This window comes from Idiomarina seosinensis (genome assembly GCF_003987275.1).
GTDB lineage: Bacteria > Pseudomonadota > Gammaproteobacteria > Enterobacterales > Alteromonadaceae > Idiomarina > Idiomarina seosinensis.
Genome location: NZ_PIQF01000003.1, coordinates 103,364 through 121,144, shown reverse-complemented (window position 1 = coordinate 121,144; position 17,781 = coordinate 103,364). Strand labels below are relative to the sequence as shown.

At 47.9% G+C, this 17,781-nt stretch carries 16 protein-coding genes; 8 read left to right on the top strand and 8 right to left on the bottom strand.

Annotated features, from left to right (window positions below):
* The first annotated feature begins 8 nt into the window (after nt 1–8).
* From CWI81_RS09695 to yghU, 4 genes are read left to right on the top strand one after another with little or no spacing between them, the layout of a single operon-like run.
* The gene (locus CWI81_RS09695; protein WP_126785125.1) at nt 9–503 is read left to right on the top strand and encodes an Mpo1 family 2-hydroxy fatty acid dioxygenase; all 495 of its coding nucleotides are present in this window, start codon (nt 9–11) and stop codon (nt 501–503) included.
* A 4-nt stretch (nt 504–507) separates the two neighbouring features.
* Nucleotides 508–1,344 carry an alpha/beta hydrolase gene (locus tag CWI81_RS09690; protein WP_126785124.1) on the top strand — a complete coding sequence of 279 codons (837 nt, stop codon included), beginning with the start codon at nt 508–510 and terminating at the stop codon, nt 1,342–1,344.
* Nucleotides 1,328–2,572 carry a kynureninase gene (gene kynU, locus CWI81_RS09685; protein WP_126785123.1) on the top strand — a complete coding sequence of 415 codons (1,245 nt, stop codon included), beginning with the start codon at nt 1,328–1,330 and terminating at the stop codon, nt 2,570–2,572. Before CWI81_RS09690 ends, kynU begins: the two co-directional genes overlap by 17 nt.
* Nucleotides 2,573–2,596: 24 nt before the next feature.
* Nucleotides 2,597–3,433 carry a glutathione-dependent disulfide-bond oxidoreductase gene (gene yghU, locus CWI81_RS09680; RefSeq protein ID WP_126785122.1) on the top strand — a complete coding sequence of 279 codons (837 nt, stop codon included), beginning with the start codon at nt 2,597–2,599 and terminating at the stop codon, nt 3,431–3,433.
* On the opposite strand, the gene CWI81_RS09675 is transcribed toward yghU, so the two are convergent.
* Together CWI81_RS09675 and CWI81_RS09670 are read right to left on the bottom strand one after the other, a co-directional pair.
* Entirely contained in the window at nt 3,430–4,182 is a 753-nt protein-coding gene (locus tag CWI81_RS09675; protein ID WP_241970414.1) for a sulfite exporter TauE/SafE family protein, read from the bottom strand. The genes yghU and CWI81_RS09675 overlap by 4 nt on opposite strands.
* A 105-nt stretch (nt 4,183–4,287) precedes the next feature.
* Nucleotides 4,288–4,920, bottom strand: a complete 633-nt coding sequence (locus CWI81_RS09670; protein ID WP_126785121.1) for a peroxiredoxin — start codon at nt 4,918–4,920, stop codon at nt 4,288–4,290.
* A 418-nt stretch (nt 4,921–5,338) separates the two neighbouring features.
* On the opposite strand from CWI81_RS09670, the gene CWI81_RS09665 reads away from it, so the two are divergent.
* Both CWI81_RS09665 and CWI81_RS09660 read left to right on the top strand, forming a co-directional pair.
* Nucleotides 5,339–6,217 carry an MBL fold metallo-hydrolase gene (locus CWI81_RS09665; RefSeq protein WP_126785120.1) on the top strand — a complete coding sequence of 293 codons (879 nt, stop codon included), beginning with the start codon at nt 5,339–5,341 and terminating at the stop codon, nt 6,215–6,217.
* A gap of 12 nt (nt 6,218–6,229) precedes the next feature.
* Nucleotides 6,230–7,858: a bifunctional protein tyrosine phosphatase family protein/NAD(P)/FAD-dependent oxidoreductase gene (locus CWI81_RS09660; protein WP_126785119.1), complete on the top strand. Its 1,629-nt coding sequence runs from the start codon at nt 6,230–6,232 to the stop codon at nt 7,856–7,858.
* A 57-nt stretch (nt 7,859–7,915) separates the two neighbouring features.
* Here CWI81_RS09660 and CWI81_RS09655 read toward each other — a convergent pair whose 3' ends face one another.
* From CWI81_RS09655 to CWI81_RS09630, 6 genes are all read right to left on the bottom strand, one after another.
* A complete protein-coding gene (locus tag CWI81_RS09655; RefSeq protein ID WP_126785118.1) occupies nt 7,916–9,550 on the bottom strand; it encodes an amino acid ABC transporter ATP-binding/permease protein in 1,635 nt (544 codons plus the stop codon).
* Complete coding sequence (gene cydD, locus CWI81_RS09650; RefSeq protein ID WP_126785117.1) at nt 9,543–11,192, bottom strand: thiol reductant ABC exporter subunit CydD; 1,650 nt, start codon at nt 11,190–11,192, stop codon at nt 9,543–9,545. The genes CWI81_RS09655 and cydD overlap by 8 nt, the downstream gene beginning before the upstream one ends.
* A gap of 11 nt (nt 11,193–11,203) precedes the next feature.
* A complete protein-coding gene (cydB, locus tag CWI81_RS09645; protein ID WP_126785116.1) occupies nt 11,204–12,211 on the bottom strand; it encodes a cytochrome d ubiquinol oxidase subunit II in 1,008 nt (335 codons plus the stop codon).
* 11 nt (nt 12,212–12,222) lie between these two features.
* Nucleotides 12,223–13,605, bottom strand: coding sequence for a cytochrome ubiquinol oxidase subunit I (locus CWI81_RS09640; protein WP_126785115.1), 1,383 nt, complete (start codon nt 13,603–13,605; stop codon nt 12,223–12,225).
* Between the two features lie 27 nt (nt 13,606–13,632).
* Nucleotides 13,633–14,178, bottom strand: coding sequence for a Tll0287-like domain-containing protein (locus CWI81_RS09635; protein WP_126785114.1), 546 nt, complete (start codon nt 14,176–14,178; stop codon nt 13,633–13,635).
* A 170-nt stretch (nt 14,179–14,348) separates the two neighbouring features.
* Complete coding sequence (locus tag CWI81_RS09630) at nt 14,349–15,743, bottom strand: DUF945 family protein (protein WP_126785113.1); 1,395 nt, start codon at nt 15,741–15,743, stop codon at nt 14,349–14,351.
* Nucleotides 15,744–15,866: 123 nt separating this feature from the next.
* Between CWI81_RS09630 and gdhA the strand changes: the two genes are divergently transcribed.
* Nucleotides 15,867–17,219 carry an NADP-specific glutamate dehydrogenase gene (gene gdhA / locus CWI81_RS09625; protein WP_126785112.1) on the top strand — a complete coding sequence of 451 codons (1,353 nt, stop codon included), beginning with the start codon at nt 15,867–15,869 and terminating at the stop codon, nt 17,217–17,219.
* A complete protein-coding gene (locus CWI81_RS09620) occupies nt 17,219–17,758 on the top strand; it encodes a DUF3750 domain-containing protein (protein ID WP_126785111.1) in 540 nt (179 codons plus the stop codon). The genes gdhA and CWI81_RS09620 overlap by 1 nt, the downstream gene beginning before the upstream one ends.
* Nucleotides 17,759–17,781 lie beyond the last annotated feature (23 nt).

Sequence of the window (17,781 nt, the reverse complement as noted above, 5' to 3'; positions counted from 1 at the left end):
AATAATTAATGCGCTTTAAAACGATTACCGAACATTTAGCCCAGTATGCTGACTATCATCGCGATCGCCGTAATGTGATGACCCACTTAATTGGCATTCCGATGATTGTTATTGCCTTGGTGGCACTGCTCAGCCGCCCTGAGTTCTCGCTTGGCTATCTATTACTAACACCCGCTAATTTAGTTGTGTTCGTGGCGGTAATATTTTATATCCGGTTGGATATAAGGCTCGGCTTGCTAATGACCGTGCTGTTATGGCTGTGTTTAAGCTTAGGTCAGAACATCGCCGCGCTTAGCACTATCGGCTGGTTAAGTTGGGGAATCGGGTTATTCGTAGTAGGTTGGCTGTTCCAGTTTGTTGGGCATTATTTTGAAGGCAAAAAACCGGCCTTTGTCGACGATATTATGGGGCTTGCTATTGGACCTCTGTTCGTTGTTGCCGAAGTGGTATTTATGCTAGGACTGCGCAAAGATTTAAAACACGCCATTGAGCAAAAGTTGTAACCTGATGAGAGGCTTAACATTTGTTTTTGTCGTTGCCACCGTAATGCTCGCAGGTGGTTCGCCGCAAGCTAACGCGCAAAGCGGCTTTTCATACACTCAGGTCGTTGAGCAACCACGACGGGCCCCGACTGATATTTTGCATTATGGAAAAAACCAATATCAGACGTTGCATTTTTGGCAGGCGGAAAGCGCCCAACCCGCTGTCTTTTTTATTCACGGCGGTTGTTGGCTGTCTGCCTACGACATCAAGCACACCTATCCCCTGACAACCGCACTGAATAACGAAGGCTACTCCGTTTATTCAGCAGAGTACCGCCGCACCGGAGAATCCGGAGGCGGCTGGCCAACGACTTATAACGACATTAAACAGGCATTTCGATTGTTTTTAAAACAACAGTCGGAGCAGTCTGATAAGCCAGTGGTTGTTAGCGGACATTCTGCAGGCGGACATCTGGCTTTGCTACTTGCCGCCGATGCTGAGTTCCGCAACACCATTGATAAGGTAATTGGCCTGGCGGCTATCACCGACATCAAGCACTATGCTCGGGGCGAGAATAGTTGTCAGCAGGCCACTCCTGCATTTATGGGTGGGATGCCCACCGAAAAACCGGAGCAATATACCGTAGCCAACCCCGCTGAGCAGCATAACCACACAGCTATTTCGTTACTACAGGGTAGCGCTGATAAGCTGGTCGACCCCGGCTACACCAAATTCATTGAGACAGCAACGGTAAAAATGATCACCGGAGCTACCCACTTTGATCTCATCCATCCACAAAGCGAAGGCTATCAAGTCTTATTAAGCGAGTTAAAAGAAGTCCGCCATGATAACCAGAACTGACGCCGAACAACTTGACCAACGTGACCCGCTAGCCAACTACCGGCAGCAGTTTGCACTACCGGAACAAACCATCTATTTAGACGGCAACTCGCTAGGAGCTTTACCCAAACGGGTTAAGCAGCGGGTTTCAGAAACCGTAAACCAGCAATGGGGCAACGATCTAATTGGTAGCTGGAATACTCATCAGTGGGTTAACCTGCCACAAATAGTTGGCGAGAAAATTGCGCCAGTTATCGGCGCCGCAAAAAAACAGGTGATTTGCTGTGACTCTATTTCGGTTAATTTATTTAAATTATTATCGGTCGCCATTCAGTTAAACGGAAGCGAGCGACGACCCTATATTTTATCCAGTCACGACAACTTCCCGACGGATCTTTATATTGCTCAAGGCCTACAGCAACAAATAGGTTCAACCACTTGTCGTTTTAAAGATGTCGCTGAAGAGCAATTATATGATGCTATTAACGATGAGGTCGCGGTGGTTATGGTCACCGAAGTTAATTTTCGCAGTGGTAAGCGGCTCGACATCAAAGCATTGACGGAAAAAGCCCATCAGCACGGTGCTCTGATTATTGTTGACTTAGCTCACAGCGCGGGAGTTATGCCCATTGAGCTAGACACGTGGAACGTTGACTTTGCCGTTGGCTGTACCTATAAATACCTAAACGCCGGTCCCGGTGCACCTGCCTTTATATACGTGAATAAGCGCTGGCATAATAAAGCACAGCAACCTATTGCCGGTTGGTTTGGGCATAAATCGCCATTTGACTTCGACCCGACTTACGCACCTGACTCTGGTATTAAACAATATCTTGCCGGAACGCCCGCTATCATATCAATGGCCGCGGTCGATAGTGCGCTTGATCTGTTTGCCGATCTGGATTTGCAACATGTGCGTACTAAATCAATACAACTAACAACGCTGTTCCACCAACTGATAGAGCAGCATGAATTAACTGAGCAACTGACGCTATTGTCGCCGACGGACGCATCTCAACGAGGCAGTCAGCTCAGTTATCAACATCCGCAAGCTTATGGCTTATGCCAGGCTCTAATAAAGCGGGGCGTTATCGCAGATTTTCGAGCGCCAAGTTATATTCGGTTCGGTTTTGCACCTTTATACAATCGCCATACGGATGTTTACGATGCAGTAAATACACTATGCGAAGTGCTCGACAACGGCGAGCACCTGGCGATTGAATGGCAAACCAGGCAATCAGTAACCTAGCACCCAAAATAGGAGAGTTTGACTATGGCAGAGAATAGCTACCAACCACCTAAGGTTTGGCACTGGGAGCCAGGTAATGGCGGTAAGTTTGCAAATATCAACCGTCCAATAGCAGGCGCCACTCACGACCAGGCATTACCTATCGGAAAGCATCCGCTGCAGCTTTACTCGGTGGCAACGCCCAACGGACAAAAGACAACTATTCTGCTCGAAGAGCTACTGGAAAAGGGTATCAATGACGCTGAGTATGACGCTTTTTTCATCGATATTATGGAAGGCGATCAGTTCAGCAGTGGCTTTGTTGAGGTAAATCCAAACTCTAAGATCCCAGCCCTGCTGGATACCACAACCGATCCGGCTACCCGTGTTTTTGAATCCGGCTCGATACTACTTTATCTGGCCGAGAAGTTTGATGCGTTCATACCGCAACAACCAGCAGCCCGGACTGAATGCCTTAACTGGTTATTCTGGCAAATGGGGAGTGCCCCCATGCTCGGTGGCGGCTTTGGTCATTTCTACGCTTACGCACCGGAAAAGTATGAATACCCTATTAACCGCTACACCATGGAAATAAAGCGCCAGCTTGATGTGTTAGATAAGCAACTTGCGGAGAATCCGTACATTGCCGGTGACCAATATACCATTGCCGATATTGCTATCTTCCCTTGGTACGGTGCATTAGTCAGAAACGAAGTCTATGAAGCCGCTGAGTTTTTACAGGCTCATACCTATAAAAACGTGGTGGCGTGGGCCGAGCGGATATCTCACCGACCGGCAGTAAAGCGCGGTCAGCGAGTCAACAAAACCTGGGGTGAAGAGAGTCTGCAGTTGCGCGAGCGACACAGTAAAGATGACTTTTAAATAACGGATTTGGTAATCACAAAAACACCCATTAGCACCAGAAAAACTGCAAAGCCTTTTTGCAGTTTTTCTTTAGGTAAGCTGCGTCCAATCTTTGAGCCAAACGCGCTACCAAGCACCCCACCAGCAATCATGATGGTGATGACCAGCCAGTTAAATTGCACATCGTCGGCCGACATTACCGCGTAATATTTAGCGAAGCCAGCGATTGATTTTATCACTATAATTAGCAAACTAGTGCCAATAGCAACGGGCATGGATAAGCCTGCCAGCAATACCAATGCGGGCACAATTAAGAATCCGCCCCCAACGCCAACAAAACCGGTGATAATACCGACGACGAGCCCCTCTAACATGACTTTTCCGTAATTAATGGAAGGCACTTTTGCAGGTGGCTGCGGCTTGCTCCGCCACATTAGAAATGCAGCAACGATCATTAGTAATGCAAAGGTAAGGAGCTGCCAGCGACTATCAACTAAAGTACCGAACCAAGCTCCACCGTAGGTGCCGATCATTCCCGGAATACCGAACACCCAGAAATGACGCCAGCTGACAGTTTGGCGTCTGATGTAAGCTATCGAGCCAAATAAGCTGATACCCGCAACAATTAACAACGACGATGCGATCGACTCTGCTGCGGGCATGTCCACTAAGTACATCAACACTGGCACTGTTAAAATCGAACCGCCTGAGCCAAACAGCCCCAGACTCAAGCCAATGATCACAGCACCAATTATTGCCAGCAGCATGTTGCCACCTCATATGCATTAAATGAATATAGTTATTCTATTTTACACTATAAAAAAAGGCCGCGCTAGATGCACGGCCTCTTATTCACAATGTAACGTCAGGAGTTACTTATCCAGATCGGTTAATCGCAGGTATGGGCGAAGAGTTTCCCAGCCTTGCGGGAATTTTACCTTCGCATCTTCGTCGGATACGCTTGGGCGAATAATCACTGACTGGCCTGGCTGCCAATCGGCAGGACAAGCCACTTCATCTTTATCGGTGGTCTGAAGCGCATCGATAACCCGTAAAATTTCAGAGAAGTTACGGCCTACGGTCATTGGATAGGTCATGGTCAAACGAATTTTCATGTCCGGGTCGATGATATAGACCGAACGAATGGCTGCGTTACTATCTTCATCAGGATGGATCATGTCGTACAGTTCAGAGACTTTCTTCTCTTTGTCCGCAACAATCGGAAACTCAAGTACCGTATTCTGCGTTTCGTTAACGTCTTTGATCCAGCCCATATGCTCTTCGACAGTGTCTGTCGATAGGCCTAAAGGCTTAACGTTACGCTTTGCAAATTCTGGCGCTAACTGAGCCGTACGCCCCATTTCAGTCGTGCAAACGGGCGTGTAGTCAGCAGGATGGCTGAAGAAAAATGTCCACGAACCCTTTGCCCACTCATGAAAGTCGATAGTGCCGTTAGTGGTTTCAATTTTAAAATTTGGTGCGATAGTACCAATGCGTAAACTCATAATCGTTTCCTCTTTCGTTTTAGCTAAAATTTTATTTAAAATTTATTCGCTGGAATTTTGAAGTAATGTTCTCCGTCATCCTCAGCGGGTGGTAATTGCCCGGTTCATAAACTCCCCAAACGTCGGGCGATTGATTGCCTGTCGATGGGCTTTTACGAATAATATTTGTCATATACACCTCCAAAATCAACTTGGTTATAAGCATATAACAGAATGTTAGATTAACAAGTAAAGTCGTCCTATTTACTAGCGATTACTGTAATCGACTTTATCGATAATATGTTTTGTTCTAATAGAGCGATTAGTTATACCGTATTACTATTTGAACATTGCTTTTGATCAGCGTATCTTAAACCTCAGTTATATACTTATTTCTTTTAGATATATAAAAGAATTGCATAATATGAGGTTCGAGAATATGTCGCACACTAAACAACAACCGTTGGTTAACCACTTTTTTGATGAGCCAACCAATACATACAGTTACGTCGTGCAGGATCCTGAATCTAGTCATTGCGCGATTATAGATTCGGTTCTGGATTTCGACTACGCAGCCGGCCGCACAGCTAACCAGTCAGCGCAGGCGATCATTGATTTTATTGAACAGCATAAATTAACAGTGGACTGGATTTTAGAAACTCATGTTCATGCCGACCATTTATCAGCGGCTCCTTACCTACAAGACAAAACAAAAGCTAAACTGGGTATTGGCGAACACATCAAAACCGTGCAAGAGACTTTTGGCAAAGCCTTTAACGCCGGTACTGAGTTTGCCCGTGATGGTAGTCAGTTCGATCGTCTATTCGCGGACGGTGACCAATTTAAAATCGGCGAGTTACAGGCCACAGTACTGCATACCCCCGGTCACACTCCCGCTTGCCTAACTTATGTTATCGGTGATGCAGCATTTGTTGGTGACACATTATTTATGCCCGATTTTGGCACCGCCCGCTGCGACTTCCCAGGTGGCGATGCACGCACACTGTACCGGTCGATTCAAAAAGTCTTCGAGCTCCCTGACGACACTCGCTTATTTATGTGTCATGACTACAAAGCACCAAATCGCGACCATTATGCCTTCGAAACTACGGTAGCCGAGGAAAAACAGCACAATATTCACGTGGGCAAAGATACAACTGAGGACGAATTTGTGAAAATGCGCGCTGAGCGGGACGCTACGCTTGATATGCCGCGCTTAATCCTGCCGTCGGTGCAAATTAATATGCGTGCGGGGCAGTTTCCTCCGGAAGAGGATAATCAGCAACGTTATCTTAAAATTCCTCTCAATCTTTTTTAACCGGAGCCGTCAATGGACATTCAAAAATTAACGCCAGAGTTCAGCGTCTCGCCGCAGATTAGCGTCGACGATGTCAGTGTTGCCGCCTCCATGGGGTTTACTACCATTATCTGTAATCGTCCGGATAATGAAAGCGACGATCAGGTTAACTCGGATGCTATTCAGCAAGCAGCTGAAAGTAACGGACTCAACTTTATCCACTTGCCGGTAATTTCAGGTAAAATAACCGACGCCGACGTGCAACAATTTAAGGCCGCCATAGATAAGTTAGACGGACCTGTACTTGCCTACTGTCGCTCTGGCACTCGCTCGCGTAACCTCTGGACATTAGCGGAGTCGTCCATAGAAACTCCGGCTGCCAGTCACAATATTGTTATTATCGGTGGCGGTGCTGGTGGGCAAGCGGTGGCGGCCAGTATTCTTAAGCGCCAGCCCGATCAGGACATCGCCATCATTGAACCACAACAGGCTCATTACTATCAGCCGGGGTGGACCTTGGTTGGCGGCGGCGTGTTCTCGCAGGCACAGACCAAACGCACAATGACATCAGTCATGCCAAAGCAAGTCACTTGGTATCAAACTGCAGCCAATAAATTTGAGCCTGAGCGACAACAAATCACCCTGGAAAATGGCGAGCGGCTTAGCTACAAAGCTCTTATTGTGGCTACCGGCTTGAAACTCGACTGGGAAGCAATACCCGGCTTGAACGAAACACTGGGTAAAAACGGTGTTACTTCAAACTACCGGTTTGATCTAGCCCCCTATACCTGGGAGCTGGTGCAGTCGTTAAAATCCGGCAACGCTATATTTACTCAGCCACCGATGCCGATTAAATGCGCAGGAGCTCCGCAAAAGGCAATGTACCTATCCTGCGACGAATGGCATAGAAACGGCCTGTTAGATAATATTTCCGTCAGTTTTTGTACAGCCGGGGCCGCATTATTTGGCGTGCAGGCTTACGTCCCTGCACTGCAGAAATACATCGATAAATACGGCATTAAACTGCAGCTCCAGAACAAACTGACTGCTGTCGATGGTCCTAATCAACGAGCCACTTTTGCAGTTACCGACGCTGAAGGTAACACCACGACCGAAGTCAAACCCTTTGACATGCTGCATGTTTGTCCCCCACAAAAAGCCCCCGAGGTTATTGCCACAAGCCCTATCGCAGACGAGGCGGGCTGGGTTGATGTAAGTCCGGAGAGTTTGCAACATACTCAGTACCACAATATTTTTGCGCTTGGGGATATTGCCAACGCACCTAATGCCAAGACGGCTGCTGCAGTACGTAAACAGGCGCCAGTCGTAGCTGAAAACGTCCTGTCTATGCTTTCCGGCAAGCCCGCCATTGCGGTCTATGACGGTTATGGCTCCTGCCCACTGACAGTCGAGCGCGGCAAAATTGTGTTAGCGGAATTTGGCTACGGTGGTAAATTATTACCAACATTCCCCACCTGGCTTGTTAATGGTACCAAACCTTCTCGTCTTTCATGGTTGCTTAAAGAGAAAATGCTGCCCTGGCTCTATTGGGACGTCATGCTAAAAGGCAAAGAATGGTTAGCAGCTCCGAGCCATTCAGTTACTAAGTCTAAACCTGCATCCGTGGAAGACGCATGTAACTTTGAAGAGAAACAAAAATAGTCATTTGTTCCCAACCGGTGGTGACTGCTCAACTTCTCTGGCAGTCGCCACTTTCTATTACAACTTAAGATGCACCCCAATCGGAATCTCTGGCTGGATCGCTTGTACGCTTAAATGACTGATAATAATCCAGGTTTTATCTGAAAATTCAGACACCATCCGCTCTAATATCTTTTCCACCAAACTACGCTCAATACCGGCAAACGGCTCATCTAAAATCATAACCGGCTTATCCTGCAGCAACACTCTGGCTAGCGCCAGTCGACGAAGCTGGCCGCCCGACAATTGAATGCCGCGGGGACCAATTAAGGTCGATAAACCTGCAGGCAATGCCCGCACTTTCTCCGATAAATTAACGCAACGTAATACCTGCCAATAACGCTGGTCAGCGATCGGCTGTCGTCCTGGGTTTAAATTTTCTTTAATCGAGCCATCCAGAATTTCTGTCTCCTGCGTTAGGTATGCTGTCACCTCCGGCAAGTTAACTCGCGGCTGTGTGATTACCTGCCCGCGCCATTGCTGTGCTGGTAACATCCCCATTAAAACTTCAGCCAACGTGCTTTTGCCCTTACCAGAGGCTCCCTCAATCCAGTGCACTCTGCCCGCTTCAAAAGTCACGTGAAGGTGTTGCAACAGCAGCCGCTGTTCGCGCCAAATGCTGATATCCTTCAATTCAACCATAATCGGTATGGATAATTGCTGTTGCTGCTTTGCATGATGTGATGGCGCTGTTCCTGTTACCGCCGGATTTAATAACTGCCGTGCTGCTGCCAGAGTTTTGCCGTAATTAAGCCACTGGCCCGGTAATTCAGCAGCAAGCTCCTGCCAGGCGAGCACCGATAACACCAGCATAATGACCTCGGCAGCGCCGATATGCTGCTGCTCTATTTGAGTTAATGTCACAAAAAACACCAACAGTAACACCAACTGAGTAATCAGCTCAGTCACCCATTGCGCCAGTTGCTGATATCGCCAACCTTTCACTTCTAAATTTTCCAGCGATCGCGCGTTATTTAATAGCGAGGCAGATTGCTGATTAAAGCCACTCCAGGCAATAAGTTCAGCAGCCGAGTCTGCAAGATTCATCGCACCACTGCGAAGTCGCTGTTGTGTCACCAGCGACTTAACCGCCAACGAGCGACTTTTAAAGGCCAGCCATGCGCAACTGCCAGCAATCAATAAAGCTCCCAGCAGCAGTAGCAAACTTAGCCAGGGGCTGTATAGCGACCAAAGTACTAATAATAACGCGCTTGCTAACGTAAAAACGATAACCGGCATCAACAGCCGAATCAGTAGGTTATCCATCGCATCAAGATTGCGCGTTAATTGCTGCACTGTGTCAGAAACACGGAAATTTAAGTTCTTCTCAAGAGGTGTTGTTTGCAACAGCCGATACAGCGCAACACGCCAGCGTGCTTGTAATTTCAGCACTAAGTCGTGATTTAACAGGCGTTCAAGATAGCGGCTGAGCGTGCGACCAATCGCGAAAAAGCGAATGCCGGCTCCTGGCGTATAAATATCAAACCCAACATAGAGTGCAGCCGCAGTAATGAACCAGCCCGATAACGAAAGCAAGCCAATACCAAACAATGCGGTAACCAGCGCTAACGTAACACCAAGCAGTAATTGTAGGCGATAGTTATTGAGCTGCTTCAACCAGGGTTTGAGCAAACGCCAGTCGGTTCTAGTCACCAGCCACCTCCGTTTGTTCCAGACTCACCGTTTGGTCCGCAAGCTGGTTCAGAGCCTGGTCATGACTGGCTACGATAACAGTAATGCCTTGCTCTGCCAGCCACTTTAAGTTATTTCGGATAGCCGCCGCAGACTCATCGTCCAGGTTCTCTGTCGGCTCATCCGCAATAATAAAAGGCCGGTTCGATAATATACATCGCGCCAAAGCAACCCGACGTCGTTCGCCCCCCGACAGTCCCAGTCCACGCTCTCCCAGCTTGGTATCAAGCCCCTCTGGCAACTGGTTTAATAATGTGTCCAGGTTAAGCCGTTCAAACACTTGGGTAATATCGGCATCATTATGCTGCTGGTATTGGTTTACGTTGCTTCTAATTGAGGCCGCTGTTAAAAACGGCTGTTGAGGAAAATAAGCTACCTTTGCTACCGCAGAAGTCTGTTCTGGTCGATGCAAAGCACCATCATACGGCTGCTGCCCCAGCAATACTTTCAGCAGAGTTGTTTTGCCACTTCCTGAGGCGCCGCCAATAACCGTTAAGGAGCTTTTCTGAATGGCCACATCGGGATATTTTATGGTTAGCATTGGCGCTATATTAACGGAGAGATTTTGCCAGCTAATCAATCCATTCTGTGTCTGTCCGACCGCTTGTTCCCGCCTAGCCAGCGGCTCTTTATCGGGGCTTGCCAGCAGCGTTGCTGCACCTACCGCAGCGGCGCGATCGTGGTAACTTTGCGCAAACTGCCGCAAAGGCGCAAAATATTCCGGCGCCAGTAATAATACAAATAGTCCGCTAAACAACGTGAGCTGATCGGCTCCGAGCCAGTCGATGTAGCCCAGCAAACCAAAGCCAACGTAAAGCGCCACACCTGCAATGGCGACACTGGCAAAAAACTCCAGAACCGCGGAAGACAGGAACGCGATCTTTAACGTAGACATCGTCGCAGTTCGGTAATCTTCACCAGCAACAGCAACATCTTGTAGGGCGGCATCACCGGCATCAAACAAACGAATCGTAGATAAGTTACGCAACTTGTCAGTGAACACCCTGCTCAAACCGTGAGTTTGTTCAGCGTGCTTTTGGCTTAATTTCTCGGCCCCCATGCCAACCAGCGCCATGAAAACCGGGATAATAGGCCCACTAAACAACAACAATACACCCACAACCGGATTAATATAAAAACAGGTCATTAATATCATTAAAGGAGAGAAAATAACTAAGTATTGCTGCACCAGATAGCGACCGAAGTACCCTTTCAACGCTTCGATGGGTTCTAACTGCAACGCCCCATCCGCGGCCGAAGGTGGCCTGCCATATATAGTTTGCTGATGCCAGTGCGCCAGTAATTGTCGGCGTGCATGCTCTGTGGCTTGCAACGTTGCTTGCTGCAGATACTTCTGTTGCCAATACGGAGAGCTAACCCGCAGGAGGCTCGTAATACTCAATATCGTCCAGGGCAAGATAAGTGAGCCAACACCTTCACCATCAACCAGCGCAGCTTCGGCAATATAGGCAAGGCAACCCAGCTGCGTAATAACCGCACCGGTTTTTACCATTCCAAACAAAAACGCCCTCTTGATGGGGCGTTTTACTTGGTCCGCGAGTTGCCTTAAATAACGCGTCGCTGATTTAAATTCAGCAGCCATTTTATTGCGCCTTAATGATAACCCTGATCCGCTTTGACCTTACCGCGGAATACCCAGTAAGTCCAAGCGGTATATACCAGCACAATAGGGATAACAAACAACAGACCCAGCAACAGGAATAGTTGTGACTCATGAGCCGAGGCTGCATCCGCCAGCGTGTAATTAGGTGGAACCACGTACGGCCATTTGCTGGCTAACAAGCCTAAGTAGGTGAAAATGAACAGGCCCATGGTAGCCACAAATGGGCTGCCTTCGCGCTTGTTATTCACCGATTTATAAATCCAGTAAGCACAGACTAGTCCCAGCACCGGCAACAACCAGATCAGTGAAATGCCACTAAACCAGCGCTCCGCAACAAACGGGTCAACAAACGGTGTCCACACGCTAATAATGGCGAAAATTAGCAGTACTACCGCAAGCAGTGGCTTAACCAATCGGTAAGCCCATTCTTGAGTCGAGCCCTCGGACTTCATGATCAGCCAGGTTGCGCCAAGCAACGCATAACCAGCGACCAGGCCCAGGCCAGTTAGTACGGTAAATGGCGTTAGCCAGTCAAGCGCACCACCGACATAGCGCATATTTTCCGTTTCGAACCCCTGAATGTAAGCACCTACTACCGCTCCCTGAGCAAATGAGGCAACAGTAGAGCCAACGGCAAATGACCAGTTCCACAGGTACCGGGAAGAATGCGCTTTGAATCGAAATTCAAACGCAACGCCACGGAAAATGAGGCCTGCCAGCAGTAAGAACACCCCGATATAAAGCGCCGGAAGAAAAATACTGTAGACCAGCGGAAAGGCGGCCAACAAGCCTGCGCCACCGAGTACTAGCCAGGTTTCATTGCCGTCCCACACCGGAGCTACCGAGTTCATCATTATATCTCTGTCATGTTCGCTTGGAGCAAACATAAATAGAATGCCCTGACCCAGGTCGAAGCCGTCCATTAACACGTACATAATAACGCCAAAGGCAATAATTGCAGCCCAGACATAGGTTAAGTCAAAAATTGGTTCACTCATGATCGCTATCCTTAATCGAAGCTGGCTTCAGCGGCTGATAATGGGCGTTTAGGTCGATGCTTTTCGTCCTCATGCGAGTCGCTACCCTCAGTACCGCTACGAATAACTCGAGTTAAGTAATAAGCACCCGCGGCAAACACACACGCATAGACCAGGAAGTAGCCAATCAATGTAAATAGTGCCATACCGCCGGTGAGTGATGGAGTAACCCCTTCAGCATGAGTCATTTGACCATAAACTAAGTACGGCGCTCGACCTACTTCGGTAACAAACCAGCCCGCGAGAACCGCAATAAACGGGCTTAAGGTCATTAATCGCAATGTCTGTAAATACCAGCGACTATGCATATAAGCCCGATTGCGTCGTAAAAATAGTCCGACAACCGCAACCAAAACCATTAATAAACCCATTGCTACCATAACTCTGAACGACCAAAACACAATTGGCACGTTTGGCTGCAACTCGGGTGGTTTTTCCTTCACTCCAGGCACTACACCGTCCCAATCGTGGGTTAGAATAAAGCTCGCTAGTTTCGGAATGCCCACCTCAAAGTGATTGGTTTGCTGGTCCTGATCAGGGATGGCAAACAGCAACAGCGGTGCCCCCGCCTGGGTATCCCAGTTACCCTCCATTGCGGCTACTTTGGTTGGTTGGTGTTTCATGGTGTTCAGACCATGTAAGTCACCAATAAATACTTGCAGCGGCGTTAGGAAAAGCAGCAACCACAATGTCATTGATAATGCTTTCCGGTGCAGCTCAGTATCCCGTTTTTGAATCAGGAACCAGGCACTGACTCCGGCAACTACGAAACCGCCGGTTAAAAACGACGCTAACCCCATGTGCGCAAAACGATACCAAAAAGATTCGTTGAAGATAGCCGCAGACCAGTCCACCACATGATAGATACCATCCCGTATCTCGACGCCCGCAGGAGTCTGCATCCAGCTGTTTGCGGACAGAATCCAGAACGATGAAATAAAGGTACCAATAGACACCATTAACGCGGCGAAAAAATGAACGCCATTGGGCACTTTGCCACGACCGAAAAGCAGCACGCCTAAGAAAGCCGCCTCCAGGAAGAATGCGGTAACCACTTCGTAGCTAAGCACCGGCCCCAGAAAATTTGCCGTGGCCAGCGAGAAGTTACTCCAGTTAGTGCCAAACTGGAACGACATCACGATACCCGATACCACTCCCATACCGAATACAACGGCAAAAACCTGCGTCCAAAAAGCACCCAACCGTTCCCACTTCGGGTTGTTGGTTTTAAACGCTAAGCCATAAATCAGTGCGATATAGGAAGCGAGCCCGATAGTAAAGACCGGGAAAATGGCGTGGAAGGAAACAACGAACGCGAATTGAATTCGCGATAGTAATAGCGGGTCAAGCTCCATGGCGTGATCTCCTGGTTACACAACAAATTAGTTTGAGGTTACAACAAATGCCCCACGAATCTCTCCAATATCAAAACCTGTCGCCTTATCGTTCGGATAACGTGCATTGATTGCCTGCTTTAATTCAGGTTTAATCGACTTGCCATGGCAGGCGGCACACTGCGGCTGCATTACAATCGCTTTCATCCAAACGGTATGACCGTCATCATTTACGTAGGTTTCGGTTGGTACACTCGCTTTGCTTTGCTGCCAGCGCTCTTCAAAATCTTTTAGCACATCTCGCTGAGCATTATTCGGTTTATTATCTTGATTACGTACTTTAAGCGCCGTACGGCCCACCGTTAAACCCAGTTCTTCGCTAACAGCGCTGGCGATCTCCGGTGCTTGTTCGTTACAGACGTCAATAGCAGCAATATGTCCTTGCTCTTGTATCGTCGTCATAAGCACTTTACCCAATCGCTGCTGTAACTGAGTGGCGGTCGATTGATAGTCCCTCTCGGATGCGAAACTAACGCCAGAAGCTGCTAAGCTTGCTACGAGAAAAATACTAAAAATAGTTTTATTGAATGACATACCGGACTCCTTAATGGAAAACCGATATAATGATATATGCTTATTACAAATAGTTCTATATATTTTTCTGTGACAATTTGTCGCACCCAAACAAGGTCAAATGAAGTGAAATGCAGCCATCGTTAGGTCTGGGCTCTTAACGTTTATGCGCCCAGACCGGATGACCCGCATTAGATCAGCGGTATCGGATTGCCATTTAGCAGAAAGCCGCCTTCCCTAAACTCAAGGATACTTTCGTACTCAGTGTTTTTATCGACCAGATACCCATTTTGTAAATAAAAGCTAATTAATTGCGTCACTTGCTGATCAACTTTGGACTTGAACTGATCAGACTCAACATCCATGTGTGGCATCTGCCGCGCCAGCACAGAACGTAACTGCAGCCCCACTATACTCTCGACTAAAGATTTATCGACCTGAATAGCCCCTTCACCCAACAAATGATTCCGCCAAAACTCAGCCGAGACCCCGTCTGAAGGTAATGTGTCGATTTCATCAAGAACGACATTCGCCTTGCCATTAAAGTCACCGTCAGGAAACTTACCTGACAGTTCTGTGATGGAAAGCTTTGGTTTTGCAGCAATCAGCTGGTCCAGGTGCTGTTCAAATAACGCTGCTATTTGCTCTTGCTGATACTCGGGATCTCCCCCGTCGGTAGCAATGCCAAGCTGATAATACGCTTTCATAAAATCGCTATCGATGCTATCGACTGACAATTTTAACTCCAGATCTTTCGCAACTTGCGATAGCACCGCCACACTAGCAATAGATTGTTCAAAATCGACGTCGATAGTTTCGCCATCTTCTGATAGCTCTGTGGACCCCATCATCCGCAAACCTTCTGCTAAGGTGTTGCTATTACTGCTAATGTTTTCGACAGTAACCAAATGGTTGTTTTCTAACAGTCCCCCGGTGAGCGCATCGATCATCGCCCCCTTAAACTCAGTTTCAAATGCAACATTATTGAGCAGTACCGGTTCGTTTTCGATTCCAAAAACAAGCTTTCCACTAGCTCCCTGATAACGCGACCATTCCCTGCTAAAAGCACCTTCCCCTTGCAATCCTGAAATCTGAAAAGTGAAATTCTGTGTTTTATTTTGATAACTTACATCCGCAATCTCATCACGAAATACTCCCCGGCCAGTTATGCCCACCGAACCGATTGCTTGATACAGCGGTTTATCAGCATCCCAGGTCAAGGCATCACGGAGACTTTGATCATTAGCAGTTAGCTGCCAGGAGAGCGTGCCTAAGCCCGCATCGTAACGGGTTAGTACGGGTCCATGCTGGAGATCCAGTGTGACATCACCGCTGTGCAAAGTAATTTTTCTATCACCCGCGATTTCTTCCGTCTCCGGCAATTCAGAGGTAAAAGTTAATACCGCATGTGAGTTAAACCAATTCCGCTGGTATGACTTAAGTTCAGCACCATAAAGCGGATGTTTATCAATAGCCTCAACCAGCGATTTTACATCACGCTCGGTGGCTTTTCCGATAAACGTCGGAGTAACCACCGCAGCAACAACAGCGATACCGAGAGCAGACAGCACAATATTTTTAATCATAGAAATTTGTAGTTTTTTTGTTAGCTATAATAAGAGCTTATCGGTTCTTTTTTAAATAATCCACTTTTGCTCGATGACAGTAGTACTATGGGCAAAAGCAATTCATCAAAATAGGGAAGCTAGATGGCGTTTATCAAAGATACTATCGAAAAGCTTAAGCAAACCAGTCCCGCGCAAAGCGAGTTCTACCAAGCCGTGGAAGACGTGCTGGAGTCGATAGAGCCTATTATCGAAGAACGACCGAAGTATCAGAAACAAGGTATCATCGAACGCCTGGTGGAACCCGAACGACAGATCATGTTCCGTGTGCCCTGGGTCGATGACGAGGGTAATGTGCAGGTTAATAAAGGCTACCGCGTTGAGTTTAACTCCGCGTTGGGTCCCTACAAAGGCGGCTTACGGTTTCACCCCAGTGTTAACGCCGGCATTATCAAGTTCTTAGGGTTTGAACAAATATTTAAAAATGCTCTAACCGGACTTCCTATTGGGGGCGGCAAAGGCGGTGCTAATTTTGACCCTAAAGGAAAATCCGACGCCGAAATTATGCGCTTTTGTCAGTCCTTTATGACCGAGCTACATCGCCATATTGGTCCAAATACCGATGTCCCGGCGGGCGATATCGGTGTTGGCACCCGTGAGATTGGTTATATGTTTGGACAATATAAGCGGTTGGTGAATCGCTTTGACGGGGTACTCACCGGTAAAAGTCATTTGTGGGGTGGGTCTTATGTCCGTAAACAAGCCACTGGCTACGGCGCAGTGTATTTTGCGCAATGTCTATTAGAAGACAGTAACGAGACTATTGAAGGCAAACGCTGTCTGGTATCCGGCTCAGGCAATGTCGCTATTTATGCGATTGAAAAACTCTATGAACTCGGCGCCAAACCAGTCACTTGCTCTGATTCCAGCGGTACGATATACCATGAACAAGGTATCGACCTGGACTTGTTAAAGCGTATTAAAGAAGAAAATCACGGCCGCTTACACGAATACCTGGAAACCCACGAAAACGCCCAATATACCTCGCGCGAAGACTACCCGGACGATGGTCATTGCGTATGGCGTTATAAAGGCGACATTGCATTCCCTTGCGCAACCCAAAACGAGTTAACTGATAAAGACGCTCAAGCGTTATTGGAAAATGGCTGTCGCTACATTGTCGAGGGCGCCAATATGCCTTCCACGCAAGGGGCCGTCGATTTATTTATTGAAAGTGGTGTCGGCTATGGTCCTGGCAAAGCGGCTAACGCCGGTGGTGTTGCAACCAGCCAATTAGAAATGGCGCAAAATGCGAGCATGCTGCGCTGGAGCTTTGATGAGGTTGACTGCAAACTGCAGAGCATTATGCGAAATATTTATCGCGACTCCAAACGCACAGCTGAAGAGTTTAATCACCCCTCGAACTTAGTTTTAGGTGCTAACATTGCCGGCTTTAGAAAAGTTGCCGACGCTATGCTTGAGCAGGGGGTGGTTTAATGCTGAGGTTGCTTTTTGCCGCCTTACTGGCGGTTAATTTAGTCGCCTGTTCCTCCGGGGACTGGCGTTCAGCCTCACGTGAGCCCGCTGGCATTGCTCCCAATCCGAGTGATTATAAACCAGCAGTGATAGAAGCCTACGCAGCCGACGCATTCGGCTGGCGTGGGTGGTTCGCAGTACATACCTGGTTAGCGGTAAAGCCAGAAAACGCGCAACAGTACACTGTTTACGAAGTGGTTGGATGGGGTGTCGAAAATGGTCGCTCGGCGCTGAGAGTCTATGAAACAGATGCACCCGACCGATATTGGTATGGCGCAAAACCGAAAAAACTGTTGTCTATTAACGGTGACCAGGCGGCACAACTGATCCCCCGCATCGCGGAAGCAGCCAACCGTTACCCCTGGGCAGACCAATACGAGGTACTGCCGGGACCAAACAGCAACACCTTTCCAGCCTGGATCGGTTTGCAGCTGCCTGAACTGGGTTTGAACTTACCCTTTAGCGCTATCGGTAGTGGCTACGCGGATAATGATCAGTAAGCCAAAGTATGGGATAATGTCGC